Origin of the sequence: Pseudoalteromonas sp. M58 (assembly GCF_042604605.1) — a bacterium.
Classification (GTDB): Bacteria; Pseudomonadota; Gammaproteobacteria; order Enterobacterales; family Alteromonadaceae; genus Pseudoalteromonas; species Pseudoalteromonas tetraodonis.
In genome coordinates this window covers 949,395-963,936 of sequence record NZ_CP152390.1, presented here as the reverse complement: position 1 = coordinate 963,936, position 14,542 = coordinate 949,395, and the positions used below count along the sequence as shown (strand labels likewise).

Here is a 14,542-nt window from a genome sequence, read left to right as displayed (position 1 = left end):
CGCTACCTCATCGCCTGTGCAAAGGTTGTTAGCACATGATACGTTAGCCTTGAAAACGCACTTCCGGTGTACTCTAAGGTCATAAATACACAGAAAAAGCCCATCAACAGCGACATAGGAAAACCCAATACAAAAATATTCAATGACGGCGCTGCTCTACTTGCCACACCAAAGGTTAAGTTAACCAATAACATGGCGACTATCCCTGGTAGCGAAAGCAGTAAAGCAGAGGAAAACATCCACGCAAATAGCATAATGATCGATTGAATATCAAACTCATAAATACTGCGCCCAATCGGAAAACTATGAAAACTCTCCACCATAACTTGTAGAGTTATCAGGTGGCCATCAACAGCAAAAAATAATAAGGCACACATAATCCAAAATAATTGCCCTAACAGGGCAACTTGATTACCACTGCCTGGGTCCATAACAAGCGCCATCGACAAACCCATTTGCATGGATAAAATCAGCCCTATCATCGCCATCACTTCAAACAAGATGCGCAGTGATAGACCCATCATCACCCCAAAAATGATTTGTTCGAACGTTAAAATGACCGCATCCAAAGAAAATAAGTCGATAGCAGGGGCTAGCGGTAACTGCGGAGCAACTAAAAAAGCCAACATCATAGACACTAAAATACGTGAGCGCGGCGTTACTGCCGGATTATCAAATACCGGCATAGACCATAAAAGTGCAGAAAAACGCACAAATGGCCACCAAAGCGTGCCCATCCAGCTGACTAAATCAGTAGACGTTAAAGAGAGTAATGAGCTCAATCAAATACCCCAGGTAACATAAATTTGAGCTTATCAAACCAATCAATCAAAATTTGTAGCATCCAATGGCCTGCAAATACCACCATTAACAAGGTTAATAACATACGGGGTAAAAACGTCAGAGTTTGCTCTTGGATAGAAGTAGCACCTTGAATAATGGCGACCACAATACCCAACAATAATCCGGGTACAATAAGCACTAAAATGAGCTTGATAATGGTATAAACTGCGCTTGAAATAAGCTCTACCGACATTTCTGGGGTCATGGTGACATTCCAAATGTAGCCGCCAGTGTACCCGCTATCATTGACCAGCCATCGGCAAGTACAAATACCATGAGCTTAAACGGTAAACTAATGATCAGCGGCGATAGCATCATCATACCCATAGACATCAATACACTACTGACCACTAAGTCAATAATTAAAAAAGGAATAAACAACATAAAGCCAATTTGAAAAGCGGTAGTAAGCTCACTTAATACAAACGCAGGCATTAACACTTCAAACGGAATTTCTTCGGCGGTGAGTGTCGTTGGCTCATTGGCAATTAGCAGCACTTGGCGTAATTCACTTTCGCGAGTTTGTCTGAGCATAAAAGCACGCAAAGGCTTTTCTGCGGTGAGTAAAGCTTCCTCTAATCCTATGGTTTGCTGCTGAAAAGGCGTATACGCGTTTTGATAAATATCTTGCCAAACCGGTCGCATAATCAACATAGTGAGCATCAGTGAGATGCCAATTAAAATTTTATTCGGCGGGCTTTGTTGTAACCCCATAGCTTGGCGCAAAATTGCCAATACAATGATGATTCTGGTAAACGACGTTAAAACCATCAGTAGCGCAGGCAATAAACTCAATACCGTCATTAGTAAGAGTATTTGCAGTTTAACGCTGTAGTCTTGTCCGTCGGCCGTATCTTTTAGAGAAAACAGCGTAAGTTCTTCTGCATTTAGCCAGCTTGGTAAAAACAACATGATTAACAGTAAGCTAACTTTAAAAATTACGCGTTTATTCATTTGTTTACTGATCCTTTGCGGTATCTGTTTGAGCAAATTTCAAACCATACTGCCCTTCAACCATTACCACTTCTGCTTTAGCAAAAAATACCCCATTCACTTTTACATCAAGCGCTTCACCAGCTACTTTGTCTAGCTTAAGCACATCGCCTTCTTTGGCTTGGCTAAGCTCGCCTAAGGTAATTTCGGTACTTGCAACTTCAAGAGTCACTAACAAAGGAACGTCTTGAAAAAATGACATATTGCCTTCGTTCGTTTTATTAGCAGATTTATCATCAAATCCATCAAAAGCATCCAGCTCTAAGCCCGCTAAGGCGCTATCAAGGTTTTCGTTCATAATTTAATTACTCGTTGTATTGTTTGATAATTGTGTGATTTGAAATGCTAAGCCAGCCTCTTGCTCAACGACTTGGCCTTTAAATATTTGCTTATGCCCTAGATTAAATAGCGCCGCTTCATTAAGCTCAATCGGTAATACACCGCCGGCCACACAAGCTTTTAATTGTTTTAATGTGACTTTTTTCTTCGCCATTTCAATTTGGCCTTGCACTGCAAACTGTGTCCACATATCGGTATTGAGTGTGTCGCTACTTGCTGGGTCTTGCTCGCTATCGGCTGCGCAAAAAAAGCTAATTGGTAGCCATAAAAACCAACTTATTACTTGGCTTTCTAATATAAACCGCACTTTAAAAGCTAAATATTGCAATGCTTCTGGTAAAGCATGCGATTTTTGTATTTCACCTAATAGCGCAGAGCGTTCTCTAAATAATAAGCCCTGAATACCTTGTACTTGGCGTTGTAATAAACGGCCACAAATACGGCTTTCTGTTGAGCTTAATTCGTTATTCACCTCATCAGAGACTTGCTCTATGCTGTTCACATTATTAAATTGCCCACCTAAACATAAATCCGCTGTTTTATATGCACTTTGATAATCAAGCGCTAAATAGGCCTCACCATGAGTAGGTGCGAATAAAGGACAGGCAAGAAATATCCTTGGGGATTCTTTAAACCAACTGTTAATAACCGAATGTGAACAAGGCGAAATTTCTACATCAAAGCGGCTGTCGTTAAATAATTGGGCTAGCTCTAACTCCAAAGTTTTACGAATATTAACGTTTATGTGCGCTGCTTTTTGTTGTGCTTGTTCATATGCTCTTTGCTCAAGCGTGAGTGCAAATGGAGTAATATGCTCAGAATTTTTCGCTTTAATTAGCTTTGTTTTAGCGTTTAACGTTTTACTCATACCACTGTTTTTCCTGATTCATTTATATTCAGCTTATGCTCGTTTTTTTAGCTTTTTTCAATTGGGCTTGTAACTGTAAACGATTAACAATATCGCTGCGTAAGCGCTCATTTTTGCTTATCCACTCAACCCCTAAAAACATTAATTTTTCACTCACTGCACGGCGATACATTACCTTGCCTGCCAATCGATTAGTTTTATCAAACACCACAATAATTTTATTGGGGATCGTCTTTTCAGCAGGCACTAATAAACCCACACCGCCCACGCTAATATCTTTTGCCACACCATGGCATAGTGAAATATCAATAAAACAACGTCGTAATAACTGCACGCCTACTCCGCCAAGCTGAACTGACTCAGGCTCGTAATTATCTTTGAGGTTTAAGTTCCATCTTTTGTAACTTCGTTTAGTTTCTGATTGGTTACTCATAATTCTCTTCAAGGCGTAGCACAGGTTTATTAGCAGTTGCCGCACTGGCAGATTTTTTTACTGGGTTATTAATATTGCTATCATCAAACAACTGATTAAATTTTCCCTCTGCATCTTTAGTTAAAATAAGTAGTTCAACCCGTCTGTTTTCACTGGCTTTTTGGTTTTCTTTGTTCAGTGGTCGATTAGATGAAAACGCATTTACTTGAAGCACTTGGCTTGATGGCATTCCGCCCATGGTCATCACTTTTCTGGCCTGTTGCGCCCTATCGCCAGAAATGTCCCAATTACGAGAGCTGCCATCAACAAATAAGCTGGCATCGCTGTGCCCAGAAATAATAATTTTGTTATTGATGTCTTTTACTAAGCCGCCAAGGTATAAAAACAGATCTTCAAAAAACGGAGTCATTTGCGACTTTGAGCGTTCGAACATTTGATGATGTTTGTCATCTCTAATAATCACTCTTAGCCCTAAAGGCACTTCTTCAACTAATAAGTTATTTTTTAATAACTCTTCTTTACTAAGTTCATCAATGCTTTCAAGTAATAAACTCAGCTCAGATGAGGCTTCAAATTGGCTATCAATGGCTGAATTTAACTTCTCGCCTTGTCCTGCTTTAGGCTCAACGGTTCCATCGGGCACTTGTAACACTTCACTGATTCCTGGCCTTGGAGAGTCCGGCGGCGTAATTCCCGACTCTAAGTGCTTAATTACTGAAGGAGACCCACCTAAATCAACAGGGAATGGGCTGTTTTGAGGGTCAAAAATAGCAGGGCCACCATCAAAAATTGAGTGAGTTCGCATGTAGTGTGCAATTTCTTCACGCTCAGATTCATTGGTGATCGCCATAATCCACATCACCATAAAAAACGCCATCATCGCCAAAGTAAAGTCGGCAAAGGCGACTTTCCATGCGCCACCATGCGGTTTTTCGGTTGCTCTTCTACGAGAGCGTTTGATGACGATTTCTTGATTTTTGTTTTCCATCATTAAGCCGCCTTGTTAGTGATCCACTCTTCCATGGTGGTAAAGGTCGGTTTAATTTCTTCATTAATTAATTTTCTACCTGAGTCGGTCGCTACAATTGGCACGTGGCCCTTGGCATGAGCGACTAACATGGCACGCACACACTCAAACATTGCCACTTGTTTTTTTACATACTGCTCCATCGCAGAAGCAAGCGGTGCAATTAAACAATAACAGGCAAAAATACCAATAAAGGTTCCTACTAGCGCGGCTGCTACATGGTAGCCAATTTCACTTAAAGGCCCATCTAAGTGTTGCATGGTGATAATAATGCCGCCTACCGCAGCCAAAATACCAAAACCGGGCATAGCTTCAGCAATATTAGCCAGTGAGTGAGATGGCTTCAGGCGCTGCTCTTCAATGGTGTAAATTTCTTGCTCTAACATGGCATCAAAATCATGCGAGTTGATTTTTCCCATACTAAACAAACGTAAGTTATCGCAAATAAAAGTGACTAATTGAGGGAACTCATACACTTTTGGGTAGGCAAGAAAAATAGAGCTGGTTTCGGGGTTTTCAACATGCTCATCTAGGCCCTTTATGCCTTTCACTCTGGCTAAATCTAATAAAGAGTAAATAACCAGTAGCAGGTCGTGGTAAAGCTCAGAGGTATCGGTTCCTTTACCACTAATAAATTGATACTTTAATTGCGATAGCATTTCTGTCAGTACATATTTTGAATTACCCACAATTAGCGCACCTAAGCCAGCGCCAAAAATGATTAAAAATTCGTATGGCTGCCACATAGTGGCAATGTTACCGCCGGCAAACGCAAAACCACCTAATACTGTTGCAAGTACCACTATTAACCCTATAACTCTTTGCATTCTTTATTCCTTAGGTATTAGATTTTTTGAAGCGCTTGTGTGAGCGCTTCAAGTGCTTGTTTATGAAGTTGGCAAACACGTGCCTCTGTTAAATCGAGTGTTAATGCTATTTCTTTCATATTCATTTCGTGCATGTAATACAATTGTAAGAGCAGCTTTTCTCGGGTATTGAGCTTGCTCATGGCCGCTTTTAGCGTAGCTGCTGTCTCTTCCTTGTCGTGTGTATGGGCACTGGTAAGCGCTAAATTAGGGTTAGCTTCTAATAGCGCTTCAAGGCTATCAAATGCCTCGGCTTGCTCACTGTAGTGCAGTTGAATAAGCTCTTTATGGCTTATGCCTAATGCTTCACACATTTCGGTGTCTGTTGCATCACGACCAAGCTGCTTTTGAAGTGAGCGGCTCATATCACGAAGCTGATGAGACTGCTGCCTTAGTTGACGCGGTCGCCAATCAACACGTCGAAATTCATCTAGCATGGCTCCACGAATACGCTTAAACGCAAATGCAGCAAACTTTTCATCTAAGTCGCGGCCATAGCGACGAATAGACGACAGCAAGGCAATAATGCCTATTTGATAAATATCATCGTTATCAACAATAACGCCTACTTGAGTGCGCATATGCGCAGCCGCTCTATTAACTAAAAAAGAGTACTGCGATAATAGTTGCGTCTCTTTTTGCGGTGTGAATATCACTGGCGGCTCGGTGACTAGCTCGCCCCACTCCTCTTGCAGCATCATAGCGATAGCCTATTGAATAAAGACATTCGTAATGAGTACATTATCTAGACGAACCGAAACCGCATTCGCTAAAACCAAATTAAACTGCTCGAGTAAGTCTTTTTGAACCGCATCGATATCCTTAAAAACAGCTTTTGCTTGGCTATGGCTCATGTTGGCAAACTGTTTTACCAGTACATTTCTCACTAGCGGCTCCATGGCCTCTGTTCCTGTGTTGTAAACTGATGGCGAAGTAACAAGTACCAAGTCGAGCACCAAATAACGGGCAATTGAGTCATCTGATACGCTTATAATAAAGCGCTCCATTTCGTGATATTCAACTTTACTAATGTCAGCTTGTTTACTCTCTTGAGATGAGTCACTGTCGTTAAAAAACTGTCCCGCAAAAAATGCAGCCGCAATAAGTGCTAATACGGTTAGGGCTATTATTATTTTTTTCACTTTTATCTCTCTTAATCCAAGGTAGTTATACTAATAAATCTAACCAATCTAATGGCGATTTTGCTGAGTGAGTGCTGGCTGTATCACTATGGGAAGGCGACTCGGTTTGATTATTTGCAATCTCGTTATTTTCAAGCTGCTGTTGCGACTGCTGCTGTTTATCACTTAAATTAACATCCACTGTGGTGGATGAGTTTTGTGATAATGACTGACGCAACTGATCTAAAGTTTGTGCTATAGCATCTCTCACCTGCGCATTACTCGTAGTTAAACTGACTGAGGTTTTATCACCTTCAATATTTATCGATATTTCAATACTGCCTAAATTAGGAGGATCTAATCTAATTTGCGCGCGTTGTAGTTGTTGGCCTATTTGCAGTTTTACCTTGTCGCCAAGTACATGTAATAAGCGCTGCCCCCATTCACTGGGAGCCTCTTTTAATTTTTCTTTATGCCACTCAAAGCTCTCTGGCGCGGGTGCGGACGCTGAAAATGCATTCACTAATGTTGATTTTTGACCCGTACTCTCGCGACTTTCTGTAAAGACCATTTTCGATTGCGCACTTTGTGACAATGCCGCAAGCTCAAGTTTGCTCAGCGACACACTCGGTTGTATGGCTACTTGCTCACTGGTTAGGCTACTTGATTGCGCTTGTGCATAAGTGTTCAACACTACCGAAGGTTGATTTAATCGATTCAAAAGCGCTTGCGAGTATAGTGTTTGTGGTGCTTTGTCTACTTCGAGTGTATTTAATTCTTTATTAACTACTGCATTTGCTGACGTTACATTTATGGCCGCAGTAGGCGCAGCCGTGGTGGCTATGTTCATTGCAATGTTTTGCACAGGCGTAGTTTTAGCAGGCTCTTGAGTTACAAAGCTGTCTTCGCTCTGAGTCTCTAAATGCGTGGTCTGCAGCTGTTCATTAGCCACAAGCTGTGCTGTTGGTGTTTCCTCAGCCATTACTTCGCTATCTACACCAAGGTTACTATTTGGATTTAGTAAGGTTTTGACAGGCGCGCTTATTTTATTGGTATCAAGATTATAATTTGCGGTGCTAAAAAAATACGGATTTATTACTTCATCCGTCTCTACACTGGTATCTTCACTTTGCTGTAACTGAGCTGAACTCACTTGTGTTTCATCAACGCTTGGTTCTTGTTGCTTTGATTGCTGCTTTGAGAAAAGCGTAAACGGCTCAATCGCAGCCTCTTGTTCCGCTGTATCTGCCGATACTGTGCTTTTTAGTATTGTTGGCTTATCAGCGGCACTGCCAAAATCAGCCTTTGTAGTCATAGAGTTCGCTTGAATACTCATAATGACAGTCCTTGTTGTACTTTTTCATATGCCAGTAAGCCTTCTTTATCCTCTTGATGGCGCTGCATTTGCACTTTGATAGCTGCTTGCTTTTGACTAACCAACTCAATTAAGTCCGCGTAGCGTGCTTTTAGATTGTCTTGTTCAGTTTTCATTGAGCTAAACCAAGGCATACTTTGTAACTGTGCATAAAGCGCAAGTAACTGCTTATCGGCTGCTTTAACTTGATACCAATTACTCTCATGGATAGCATCTTCCATGGTGCTAAGTAATTGTTCCATTTTTTGCGCTGCGTATTTTTGAGAGTGTTCCATTAGCAATACTGAATTCATTATAAGTTCATATTTCTTTTAGCAAAAAGCAAGCCAATTTTAAGTTGTTGTTTTATATTAATAAATAAAATAAAAACCCAAAAAGGCGGAAGCGGAACTTCCACCTCGGAAGGAAGTGATGTGCTATTAATAATAAATAGAAAGATTATTTAAGCAGTAGAGGAAGTAAAAAATAGCCGTGTTAAAAATGAAAAAACCAGCTAAGGGTAGCTGGTTCTAATACGTTTATTGTGTGCCTAACCCTTGCCACCCTTCTTGCAGGTTGTTCATCACCACACGGGTGGAATCAATATAGCTCAAGTCGTTTTTTATACTCGCTTGCAATAACGCTTGCCCACAATGCTGATAAAGGTTTTGCATGTTTTGCGCTACTTCACCGCCTTTTTCAAGGTCTAATGAGGCCTCAAGCCCGCCTAAAATGCGCATTAGCTTTTCAATACTTTCGGCTTTTTTATCATGTCTTTTTTGTTTTATATGGCCGGTTACTCTTTCAAGCTCATCCGAAAAACCATCAAATAACATTAACACCAGTTTATGAATATCAGCACTGGCCGCTTTTGCATCTACCGATGTGCTTTTATAGGCTGAAAAGCCATCATTTAAATCTAACATCTATGTTTAGCCTCCAAATTGACCCATTGTAGATTCTAATTGCGCAATAGTCTGTTGCATTTGTGTAAACTGCGACAAGTAACGTTGGTACACTTGCTCCATCGACACTTCATGATCTTTTTGTTGCCTAGTGACTATATTTAAGCTCGCCTGCAATGATTGTTTTTTATCCGTCATCAAACCATAGCTTTTAGTGAAAGGCTCAACACGGGTTTCCAGCTTAGATAACAACCCGTTTTCACCTGTTAGCATGCTGGTTAACTGTTCAGGGTTAGTCGTCATGGCTTCTTCAAGTTTTTTATTATCTATTTTTAAGTTACCGCTACGATCAAACTCAATACCCACAGAGAACAAGCTTTTACCTTCAAACGTACCTTGAAAATCGTTGCGTAAAGAGCGAGCAAGGCCGGCAGCCATATTATCTCTTTTTAAGTACTGGTTACTGGTAATGCCATTGGTGAGCGAATTAAATTTATCTACAAAACTTTGGATGTTTTCTTTAGAGCTTTCTTGATCTTGGTTAATTGATATGTGAATTGGCTGATCGCCCGGCGACTGCGCCTGCGTTAAATCAATCGTCACCCCATCAATAACCGTATCGAGTTTATTACTGCTTGAAGTGATTGTCAGTGCTGAGTTAGCCCCTAGCTTAACAATCGCATCTTGCGCTAAGGTTAAATCTTGTTTGTTTGTTATGGCATTGGTGATATCACTGCCATTGGCATCCGCAGCTGGAGTAAAACTCACACCCACCTGATTAGCAGCACCCGGCTCAGCACTGGTTAAAGTTAAAAAAGTTTCTGTGCCAGAGCGCACAACAGAGGCTTTAACACCGCTATTATCAACATGCGAGTTGATAGCATTAGCAACATCAGTTAATGATGCATCGGCGCCAAGGCTTGCAAAATCAATGCTAAACGCACTGCCTGCCAAATCAATGCTTAACTCACCATCAGTGGTTAAAGCTTTAGCCGGGTCAAAACTCAATGCAACTTGGTGTGCTTGCGCTAATTGCTCCACAAATACATCGTACTCGCCGCTGGCTGCTGTGCCAGTTGCACTCACAGCTAATGCCGATGGATTGCTCACTGTGGCTGTGTTGGAAAATAAACTACTGGTGTCTTTTAAGCTAGCTTGTAAGTCATCAAAAAAGCTTGATAAATTACTTTTCAAGCTATCAAACGCCTTAATTTGATTGCTAAAAAGGCTACTTTTAGTACTTAATTGCTGATCTTTAGCGCTACGCTCAATTTGTGTATATTGTGAGGCTAATTGCCCAGGATTGATTCCTATTGCAGAGCTCATTTTAATCTCCAAGCATTTTAGTTATAAGCAAAAAAATCTAGGGTAAATATTTTTACTTATGACTATAAACAATAATAGCTACACCCTTAGGTGTAGCTATGCATACTTAATTGATTAATCACTATTAACGAAGTAGTGAACCAATCATTTGTGTTGTGCTGTTAGCTGTGCTCAGTACCGAGATACCAGAGTTCATTAGCAATTGTTGCTTAGTCATGTTTGATGTTTCAGCAGCAAAATCAGCGTCCATTAACGTACCTACAGCAGCTTGAGTGTTTTGCTTCATGTTAGATACGTTAGTCATTGTATGGTCAAGACGGTTCATTGATGCACCAAGCGTTGAACGTGCAGTACCAATTTCGCCAACCAAAGTATCAACAAACGCAATCTGCGCTTGTGCTGTTGCAACGTCTGTAAATGCAGCAGCATTACCAATAGCCGTTGTCACATTCCCTAGCTCTGTAGAAATATCAACATTAAGGGTTTCTGCTGCACTTGAACCTACTTGGAAATTAACCGCACCTGCACCAAACTTACCAGCAGCTGCTAAAAGTTTAGTGCCATCACCAAACGACGTATTAGTCATTATGTTTGTAAGCTCAGTAGCTAGTGCTGTGTATTCTGCACTTTGTGCAGCCCACTCTTTTGCACCGTTTGTATCACTTGAACCTTGAGTAGCAAGTTCTTTCATGCGGTAAGCAATGTTAGTCATTTCATCAAACGCACCTTCAGCAGTTTGCATCATAGACATAGCGTTGTTACCGTTGTATAAACCAGCGTCTTGACCACGTACTTGTGCGTTTAAGCGTGAAGCGATTTGTAGGCCAGCTGCATCATCTTTTGCAGAGTTAATTTTAAAACCAGAACCTAAACGCTCAAGTGCTGTAGACAAATCGTTGTTGCTACGACCAAGTTGGTTTTGGATTGACATTGATGCCATGTTTGATTGAATTGATAAAGCCATGTTTATTTCCTCTTTGAATTAATAGCTAAAGTAATTAGTGAACCTAAATCACCTTCTAATAACTAAGAGCGACCATATTTTTAATTACATAAACTTTTTTCTAATTATTTTTTATTTTTTTAATCAATGTGTTCAAAAAAGGTAAATTAAGCGTTTTAAACTGGCTAAAAGCAGATAAGTGGAATAGCAGAAATAAAAAACGATGCAGCAATACTAGATTGCTGCATTAAAAAATTAAGTGAGAGAGTATTGCACCATATTACGAGTAATGTTTGCTTGCGACATAATCGCAGCCACACTATTTACACTCGGGTTTTGCATATGCTGTTTAACCCCTAAACTTAAAGCAAGCAGTTCATCGGTGTTGCCTAATGAACTAGCAGAGTCAAGCTGCTCTAGTTGGCTTTGTAACTGCTGTTTTTGTGCCTGAATTTTTATTAAATTGGCCTTTAAATGACGCTGCGCACTTTGAATTTGTTCACGATGCTGTGCAATAGAGGCATTTTTATCCGCTATTTTAGCAAGCTCATTAAGTGGGTTATCTAAATCATTAAGCTGCAACGAAATCGGGTTACCCGCCGCAACGCGCACACCTTGACCACTCATCACCCAAGGCTCTAAAAGTGGGGATGCATTTTCTTTTTGCGCACTAAAAAGCAGGCGGTTTTCACGATTAAGCTCAACATTAATATGATGTGGTGAAAACGCATTTTGAATGGTGGTTAAATTGGTTTTTTCGTCTTGATAGGCGGGTAGCTTTAAGCTTAATGATTTGCCCGAACGACCCATTACTAGCTGGATATTTTCTTCATGTGGGCGTGCGCTAAGTAGATCTATATTTGCATTAAGCTGTTTGGTAATAGCACGATTTGGATCTGTTATTTTTAGCTGGGTATCAAGCCCTGAGCCTTTTTTATTTGCTATGCCCTGTAATGACGCTATTTGCACTTTAATCTTTTGTTGTTGCATAGGTTGTGGCTGAGAGTTAGCAGCTTGGGTATTTAATTGTTGTGCTAACTTTTCAAGCCCCATGTACAAATTTCGTATTGTGCTTTCACTTTGCTCGGCTCTAGCCAACGCTTGACTAAGCGCACCACGCTGTGCCCAATCAGTCAGTACTTTAACTTGCTCCTCTCTGGCAACAATTTTGTTTTTCCACAAATTGTTAGCAGAGTCTTTTGTTGATGTAACGAGTGCATCCGATTTATTGGTATTAACCAAGTCAATTGCTTGTGCCTTTTCGCTACTTTTAACCAGCATAGTTAGTTCCTGACAGTATTAAAATTTTAAATGTATGAAAACAATGAAAGTTTGCTTACTGTTGAGTAAACCTGCATCGATGACTCATAAGCCGCCATTGACTCTTTCATCGAGATAAACGCTTCAGGGTAATCTACAGCACTCAAATCATCCTGTAAATTCACCGTAAACGTAGTGATATCTTGATTACTAGTAGTAATAGAATCAAGCGAAGCCATAATAGAGCCTATAGTGGTCACTTGGCTACTAATAGTACCTAAAAAGTCAGCTAATTTATCTATCATCACCCGTGATTGATTGCCAACGCCACCCGCTGGCGGATTATTTACTTCTACAAGGTAGTCTTGCATTGCATTTAAAAAACCCGCACCAGGGTCTAAATCATTACCCACAATATTATTTTTTACACTTGAGTCGTCAGATACAGCGACCTCTCTGACAATATCGTCCCCAGCATAAACGTAATTCCCCGTAGCATCAATTTGAAACGGTTTTTCATCGGTTTTACTACCCGAAAAATAATACTTCCCATCGCTGTCGGTTGCATTCAGTAAGTCAACAATCGCAGGAAAAGCCACACTCATTTCTTGGCCAAGCGCTTTAATTTCTGCCTCACCCATTGAGCCATCCGCCGCGGTGGTAATTAAACTTTGTAATGAATATATTTGGTTAACAATACCGGTTAGCTGTACTTCTTGTTGACCTAATGAAAAGTTAACTGCATCCATATTAGTTTTGTATTGCTCTAGCGATTTAATTTCTGAACCTAAATTCATAATCATCACAGTACCAAGCGGATCATCTGAGGGCTTAAGAATTCGCTTATTGGTTGCCAGCTGAATCGACTTTTCGTTAAAGTTTTCAGTATTACTTTGAATGTTTTTGATTGAATTTAAATGAAACTGGTGACTACTAACTCGCATAACGTTGCTCCCTAAAACATTTGCAGTAAAGATTTAAACATTTGATCTGCGGTGCTAATCACTTTGGCATTGGCACTATACATTTGCTGAAAATGCATTAAGTTTGCCGCCTCCTCATCAAGGTTTACCCCGCTGTAGCTATCGCGCGCTGCAATAGCGTTTTCACTCAAATTAGTGGCCGTGGTAATACTGTTTAGGTTTTGTTTACTGGTAATGGCAAGCTCACCCACTAATAACGTAAATTTATCGCCTTTTCCTGCCATTGAGGCAACAATATTTGCAATATTAGAGTTATCGCCCGGTCCTGAGGTACTACTGTCTTTAAAGCCAAGTTTATCGGGGGTGATCGCAGGGTTTATCTCAATTGTCCCTAATGGGTTTAATGGATTGTAAGTAAACAGCGCTTCACCGGGGTCGTTATTTAAATCAAAGCCACTTTGCAGTGCACCGTTCATATCATCAGCAAGGTCGGCAACTAGGTCGTTTAAGGTTGCAAGGGTTGGTTTAATTACATCGTTATCAACACTGATCAAGCCACCAAATTGACCGCCGACGTTTTTATCAAGAGTAAATTCTTGTCCAATAAACTCGCTTGTAACTGTAGTACCATTTACAGAGATTGAGGCGGCTTTACTACCTACCACCAGCGGGGCACCACTTAAGGTACTGATATCAATAAAGCCATTATCTCGCTCAACAATAGATACACCAATATGCCCAGATAACTGGTTTACTAGGCGTTCTCGGTTGTCTTTTAGCTCTGCGGTTGATTGATTATTTGCTGTTGCTAACCCGATGCTACTGTTAATTTCGGCTATTTGCTTAGTTATAGAAGACACGTTAAGCGCTACGTTACTCATTTGTGCATTTAACTTTGTTGCTTGGCCTGCCAGTGCGCCATTAATTTGCGCAATATCTTGCATAAAGCCTTCGGCTGAAGATAAAAATTGCTGCCTGAAAGCCTGTGAATCAGGCTTGGTTGCAGCAGCATTGAGTGCATCCGTTAGGCTTGCAAGAGAGTTATTTAAGTTGAGTGAGTCGGTACCAATTATTTGCTCAATAAAACCTAGATATGACTGTTTGTTTTCATAATAACGGGTATCTGAATTAGTGCGCCAAATATCATCATTTAAAAAGGCGTCAACAACACGGTCAACCGATGCCACCTCAACCCCGCCTAAATATACATTAGAGGTTTTAAATTGAGCTTGCTGACGCGAATAGCCTTCTACGGCTGCATTCGCCACATTTTGCCCTGACACAGTCAGCGCAATATTTGCTGCATTGAGGCCGCTTAACGCGTTATTTAACATAGACATA

General features: G+C 40.6%; 18 protein-coding genes. All 18 read right to left on the bottom strand.

What is annotated here, in order from left to right:
- Positions 1-2: 2 nt before the first annotated feature.
- Positions 3-782 (bottom strand): flagellar biosynthetic protein FliR, encoded by a 780-nt coding sequence (gene fliR, locus AAGD16_RS04490; protein WP_377113922.1) that lies wholly within the window; start codon positions 780-782, stop codon positions 3-5.
- Positions 779-1,048 carry a flagellar biosynthetic protein FliQ gene (locus AAGD16_RS04485; protein ID WP_377113919.1) on the bottom strand — a complete coding sequence of 90 codons (270 nt, stop codon included), beginning with the start codon at positions 1,046-1,048 and terminating at the stop codon, positions 779-781. The genes fliR and AAGD16_RS04485 overlap by 4 nt, the downstream gene beginning before the upstream one ends.
- Positions 1,045-1,797: a flagellar type III secretion system pore protein FliP gene (gene fliP, locus AAGD16_RS04480; protein WP_377113916.1), complete on the bottom strand. Its 753-nt coding sequence runs from the start codon at positions 1,795-1,797 to the stop codon at positions 1,045-1,047. Before fliP ends, AAGD16_RS04485 begins: the two co-directional genes overlap by 4 nt.
- Positions 1,798-1,801: 4 nt before the next feature.
- Positions 1,802-2,134, bottom strand: a complete 333-nt coding sequence (locus tag AAGD16_RS04475) for a FliM/FliN family flagellar motor switch protein (protein ID WP_010391185.1) — start codon at positions 2,132-2,134, stop codon at positions 1,802-1,804.
- 3 nt (positions 2,135-2,137) lie between these two features.
- A complete protein-coding gene (locus AAGD16_RS04470; protein WP_377113912.1) occupies positions 2,138-3,043 on the bottom strand; it encodes a FliM/FliN family flagellar motor switch protein in 906 nt (301 codons plus the stop codon).
- Between the two features lie 28 nt (positions 3,044-3,071).
- A complete protein-coding gene (locus tag AAGD16_RS04465; protein ID WP_377113909.1) occupies positions 3,072-3,476 on the bottom strand; it encodes a PilZ domain-containing protein in 405 nt (134 codons plus the stop codon).
- A complete protein-coding gene (locus AAGD16_RS04460) occupies positions 3,469-4,467 on the bottom strand; it encodes a flagellar motor protein MotB (RefSeq protein ID WP_377113906.1) in 999 nt (332 codons plus the stop codon). The genes AAGD16_RS04465 and AAGD16_RS04460 overlap by 8 nt, the downstream gene beginning before the upstream one ends.
- Positions 4,467-5,330, bottom strand: coding sequence for a flagellar motor stator protein MotA (gene motA, locus AAGD16_RS04455; protein ID WP_010391179.1), 864 nt, complete (start codon positions 5,328-5,330; stop codon positions 4,467-4,469). The genes AAGD16_RS04460 and motA overlap by 1 nt, the downstream gene beginning before the upstream one ends.
- 17 nt (positions 5,331-5,347) lie before the next feature.
- Entirely contained in the window at positions 5,348-6,070 is a 723-nt protein-coding gene (locus AAGD16_RS04450; protein WP_051440338.1) for a FliA/WhiG family RNA polymerase sigma factor, read from the bottom strand.
- Between the two features lie 9 nt (positions 6,071-6,079).
- A complete protein-coding gene (locus AAGD16_RS04445; protein WP_028835459.1) occupies positions 6,080-6,511 on the bottom strand; it encodes a flagellar basal body-associated FliL family protein in 432 nt (143 codons plus the stop codon).
- A gap of 25 nt (positions 6,512-6,536) precedes the next feature.
- Entirely contained in the window at positions 6,537-7,826 is a 1,290-nt protein-coding gene (locus AAGD16_RS04440; protein ID WP_377113900.1) for a flagellar hook-length control protein FliK, read from the bottom strand.
- Positions 7,823-8,158, bottom strand: coding sequence for a hypothetical protein (locus tag AAGD16_RS04435; RefSeq protein ID WP_020476930.1), 336 nt, complete (start codon positions 8,156-8,158; stop codon positions 7,823-7,825). Before AAGD16_RS04435 ends, AAGD16_RS04440 begins: the two co-directional genes overlap by 4 nt.
- Before the next feature lie 225 nt (positions 8,159-8,383).
- Positions 8,384-8,770, bottom strand: coding sequence for a flagellar export chaperone FliS (fliS, locus tag AAGD16_RS04430; RefSeq protein ID WP_016899403.1), 387 nt, complete (start codon positions 8,768-8,770; stop codon positions 8,384-8,386).
- Positions 8,771-8,776: 6 nt separating this feature from the next.
- Positions 8,777-10,075 carry a flagellar filament capping protein FliD gene (fliD, locus tag AAGD16_RS04425; RefSeq protein WP_377113896.1) on the bottom strand — a complete coding sequence of 433 codons (1,299 nt, stop codon included), beginning with the start codon at positions 10,073-10,075 and terminating at the stop codon, positions 8,777-8,779.
- Between the two features lie 124 nt (positions 10,076-10,199).
- Positions 10,200-11,039, bottom strand: a complete 840-nt coding sequence (locus AAGD16_RS04420) for a flagellin (RefSeq protein WP_016899401.1) — start codon at positions 11,037-11,039, stop codon at positions 10,200-10,202.
- A 234-nt stretch (positions 11,040-11,273) separates the two neighbouring features.
- Positions 11,274-12,299: a flagellin gene (locus tag AAGD16_RS04415; protein ID WP_377113891.1), complete on the bottom strand. Its 1,026-nt coding sequence runs from the start codon at positions 12,297-12,299 to the stop codon at positions 11,274-11,276.
- A gap of 26 nt (positions 12,300-12,325) precedes the next feature.
- Entirely contained in the window at positions 12,326-13,222 is an 897-nt protein-coding gene (gene flgL / locus AAGD16_RS04410; RefSeq protein WP_377113888.1) for a flagellar hook-associated protein FlgL, read from the bottom strand.
- Positions 13,223-13,233: 11 nt separating this feature from the next.
- Positions 13,234-14,541 carry a flagellar hook-associated protein FlgK gene (gene flgK, locus AAGD16_RS04405; protein WP_377113885.1) on the bottom strand — a complete coding sequence of 436 codons (1,308 nt, stop codon included), beginning with the start codon at positions 14,539-14,541 and terminating at the stop codon, positions 13,234-13,236.
- Between the last annotated feature and the right edge of the window lies 1 nt (position 14,542).

What these genes read in the sequence shown, in the direction of transcription:
- AAGD16_RS04415 (WP_377113891.1), bottom strand. Translation starts at nt 12,299, where the DNA reads ATGCTGGTTAAAAGTAGCGAAAAGGCACAAGCAATTGACTTGGTTAAT.
- motA (WP_010391179.1), bottom strand. Translation starts at nt 5,330, where the DNA reads ATGCAAAGAGTTATAGGGTTAATAGTGGTACTTGCAACAGTATTAGGT.
- AAGD16_RS04460 (WP_377113906.1), bottom strand. Translation starts at nt 4,467, where the DNA reads ATGATGGAAAACAAAAATCAAGAAATCGTCATCAAACGCTCTCGTAGA.
- AAGD16_RS04450 (WP_051440338.1), bottom strand. Translation starts at nt 6,070, where the DNA reads ATGATGCTGCAAGAGGAGTGGGGCGAGCTAGTCACCGAGCCGCCAGTG.
- AAGD16_RS04475 (WP_010391185.1), bottom strand. Translation starts at nt 2,134, where the DNA reads ATGAACGAAAACCTTGATAGCGCCTTAGCGGGCTTAGAGCTGGATGCT.
- AAGD16_RS04420 (WP_016899401.1), bottom strand. Translation starts at nt 11,039, where the DNA reads ATGGCTTTATCAATTCAATCAAACATGGCATCAATGTCAATCCAAAAC.
- AAGD16_RS04470 (WP_377113912.1), bottom strand. Translation starts at nt 3,043, where the DNA reads ATGAGTAAAACGTTAAACGCTAAAACAAAGCTAATTAAAGCGAAAAAT.
- AAGD16_RS04440 (WP_377113900.1), bottom strand. Translation starts at nt 7,826, where the DNA reads ATGAGTATTCAAGCGAACTCTATGACTACAAAGGCTGATTTTGGCAGT.
- flgK (WP_377113885.1), bottom strand. Translation starts at nt 14,541, where the DNA reads ATGTCTATGTTAAATAACGCGTTAAGCGGCCTCAATGCAGCAAATATT.
- AAGD16_RS04485 (WP_377113919.1), bottom strand. Translation starts at nt 1,048, where the DNA reads ATGACCCCAGAAATGTCGGTAGAGCTTATTTCAAGCGCAGTTTATACC.
- AAGD16_RS04435 (WP_020476930.1), bottom strand. Translation starts at nt 8,158, where the DNA reads ATGAATTCAGTATTGCTAATGGAACACTCTCAAAAATACGCAGCGCAA.
- fliS (WP_016899403.1), bottom strand. Translation starts at nt 8,770, where the DNA reads ATGTTAGATTTAAATGATGGCTTTTCAGCCTATAAAAGCACATCGGTA.
- AAGD16_RS04465 (WP_377113909.1), bottom strand. Translation starts at nt 3,476, where the DNA reads ATGAGTAACCAATCAGAAACTAAACGAAGTTACAAAAGATGGAACTTA.
- flgL (WP_377113888.1), bottom strand. Translation starts at nt 13,222, where the DNA reads ATGCGAGTTAGTAGTCACCAGTTTCATTTAAATTCAATCAAAAACATT.
- fliD (WP_377113896.1), bottom strand. Translation starts at nt 10,075, where the DNA reads ATGAGCTCTGCAATAGGAATCAATCCTGGGCAATTAGCCTCACAATAT.
- fliP (WP_377113916.1), bottom strand. Translation starts at nt 1,797, where the DNA reads ATGAATAAACGCGTAATTTTTAAAGTTAGCTTACTGTTAATCATGTTG.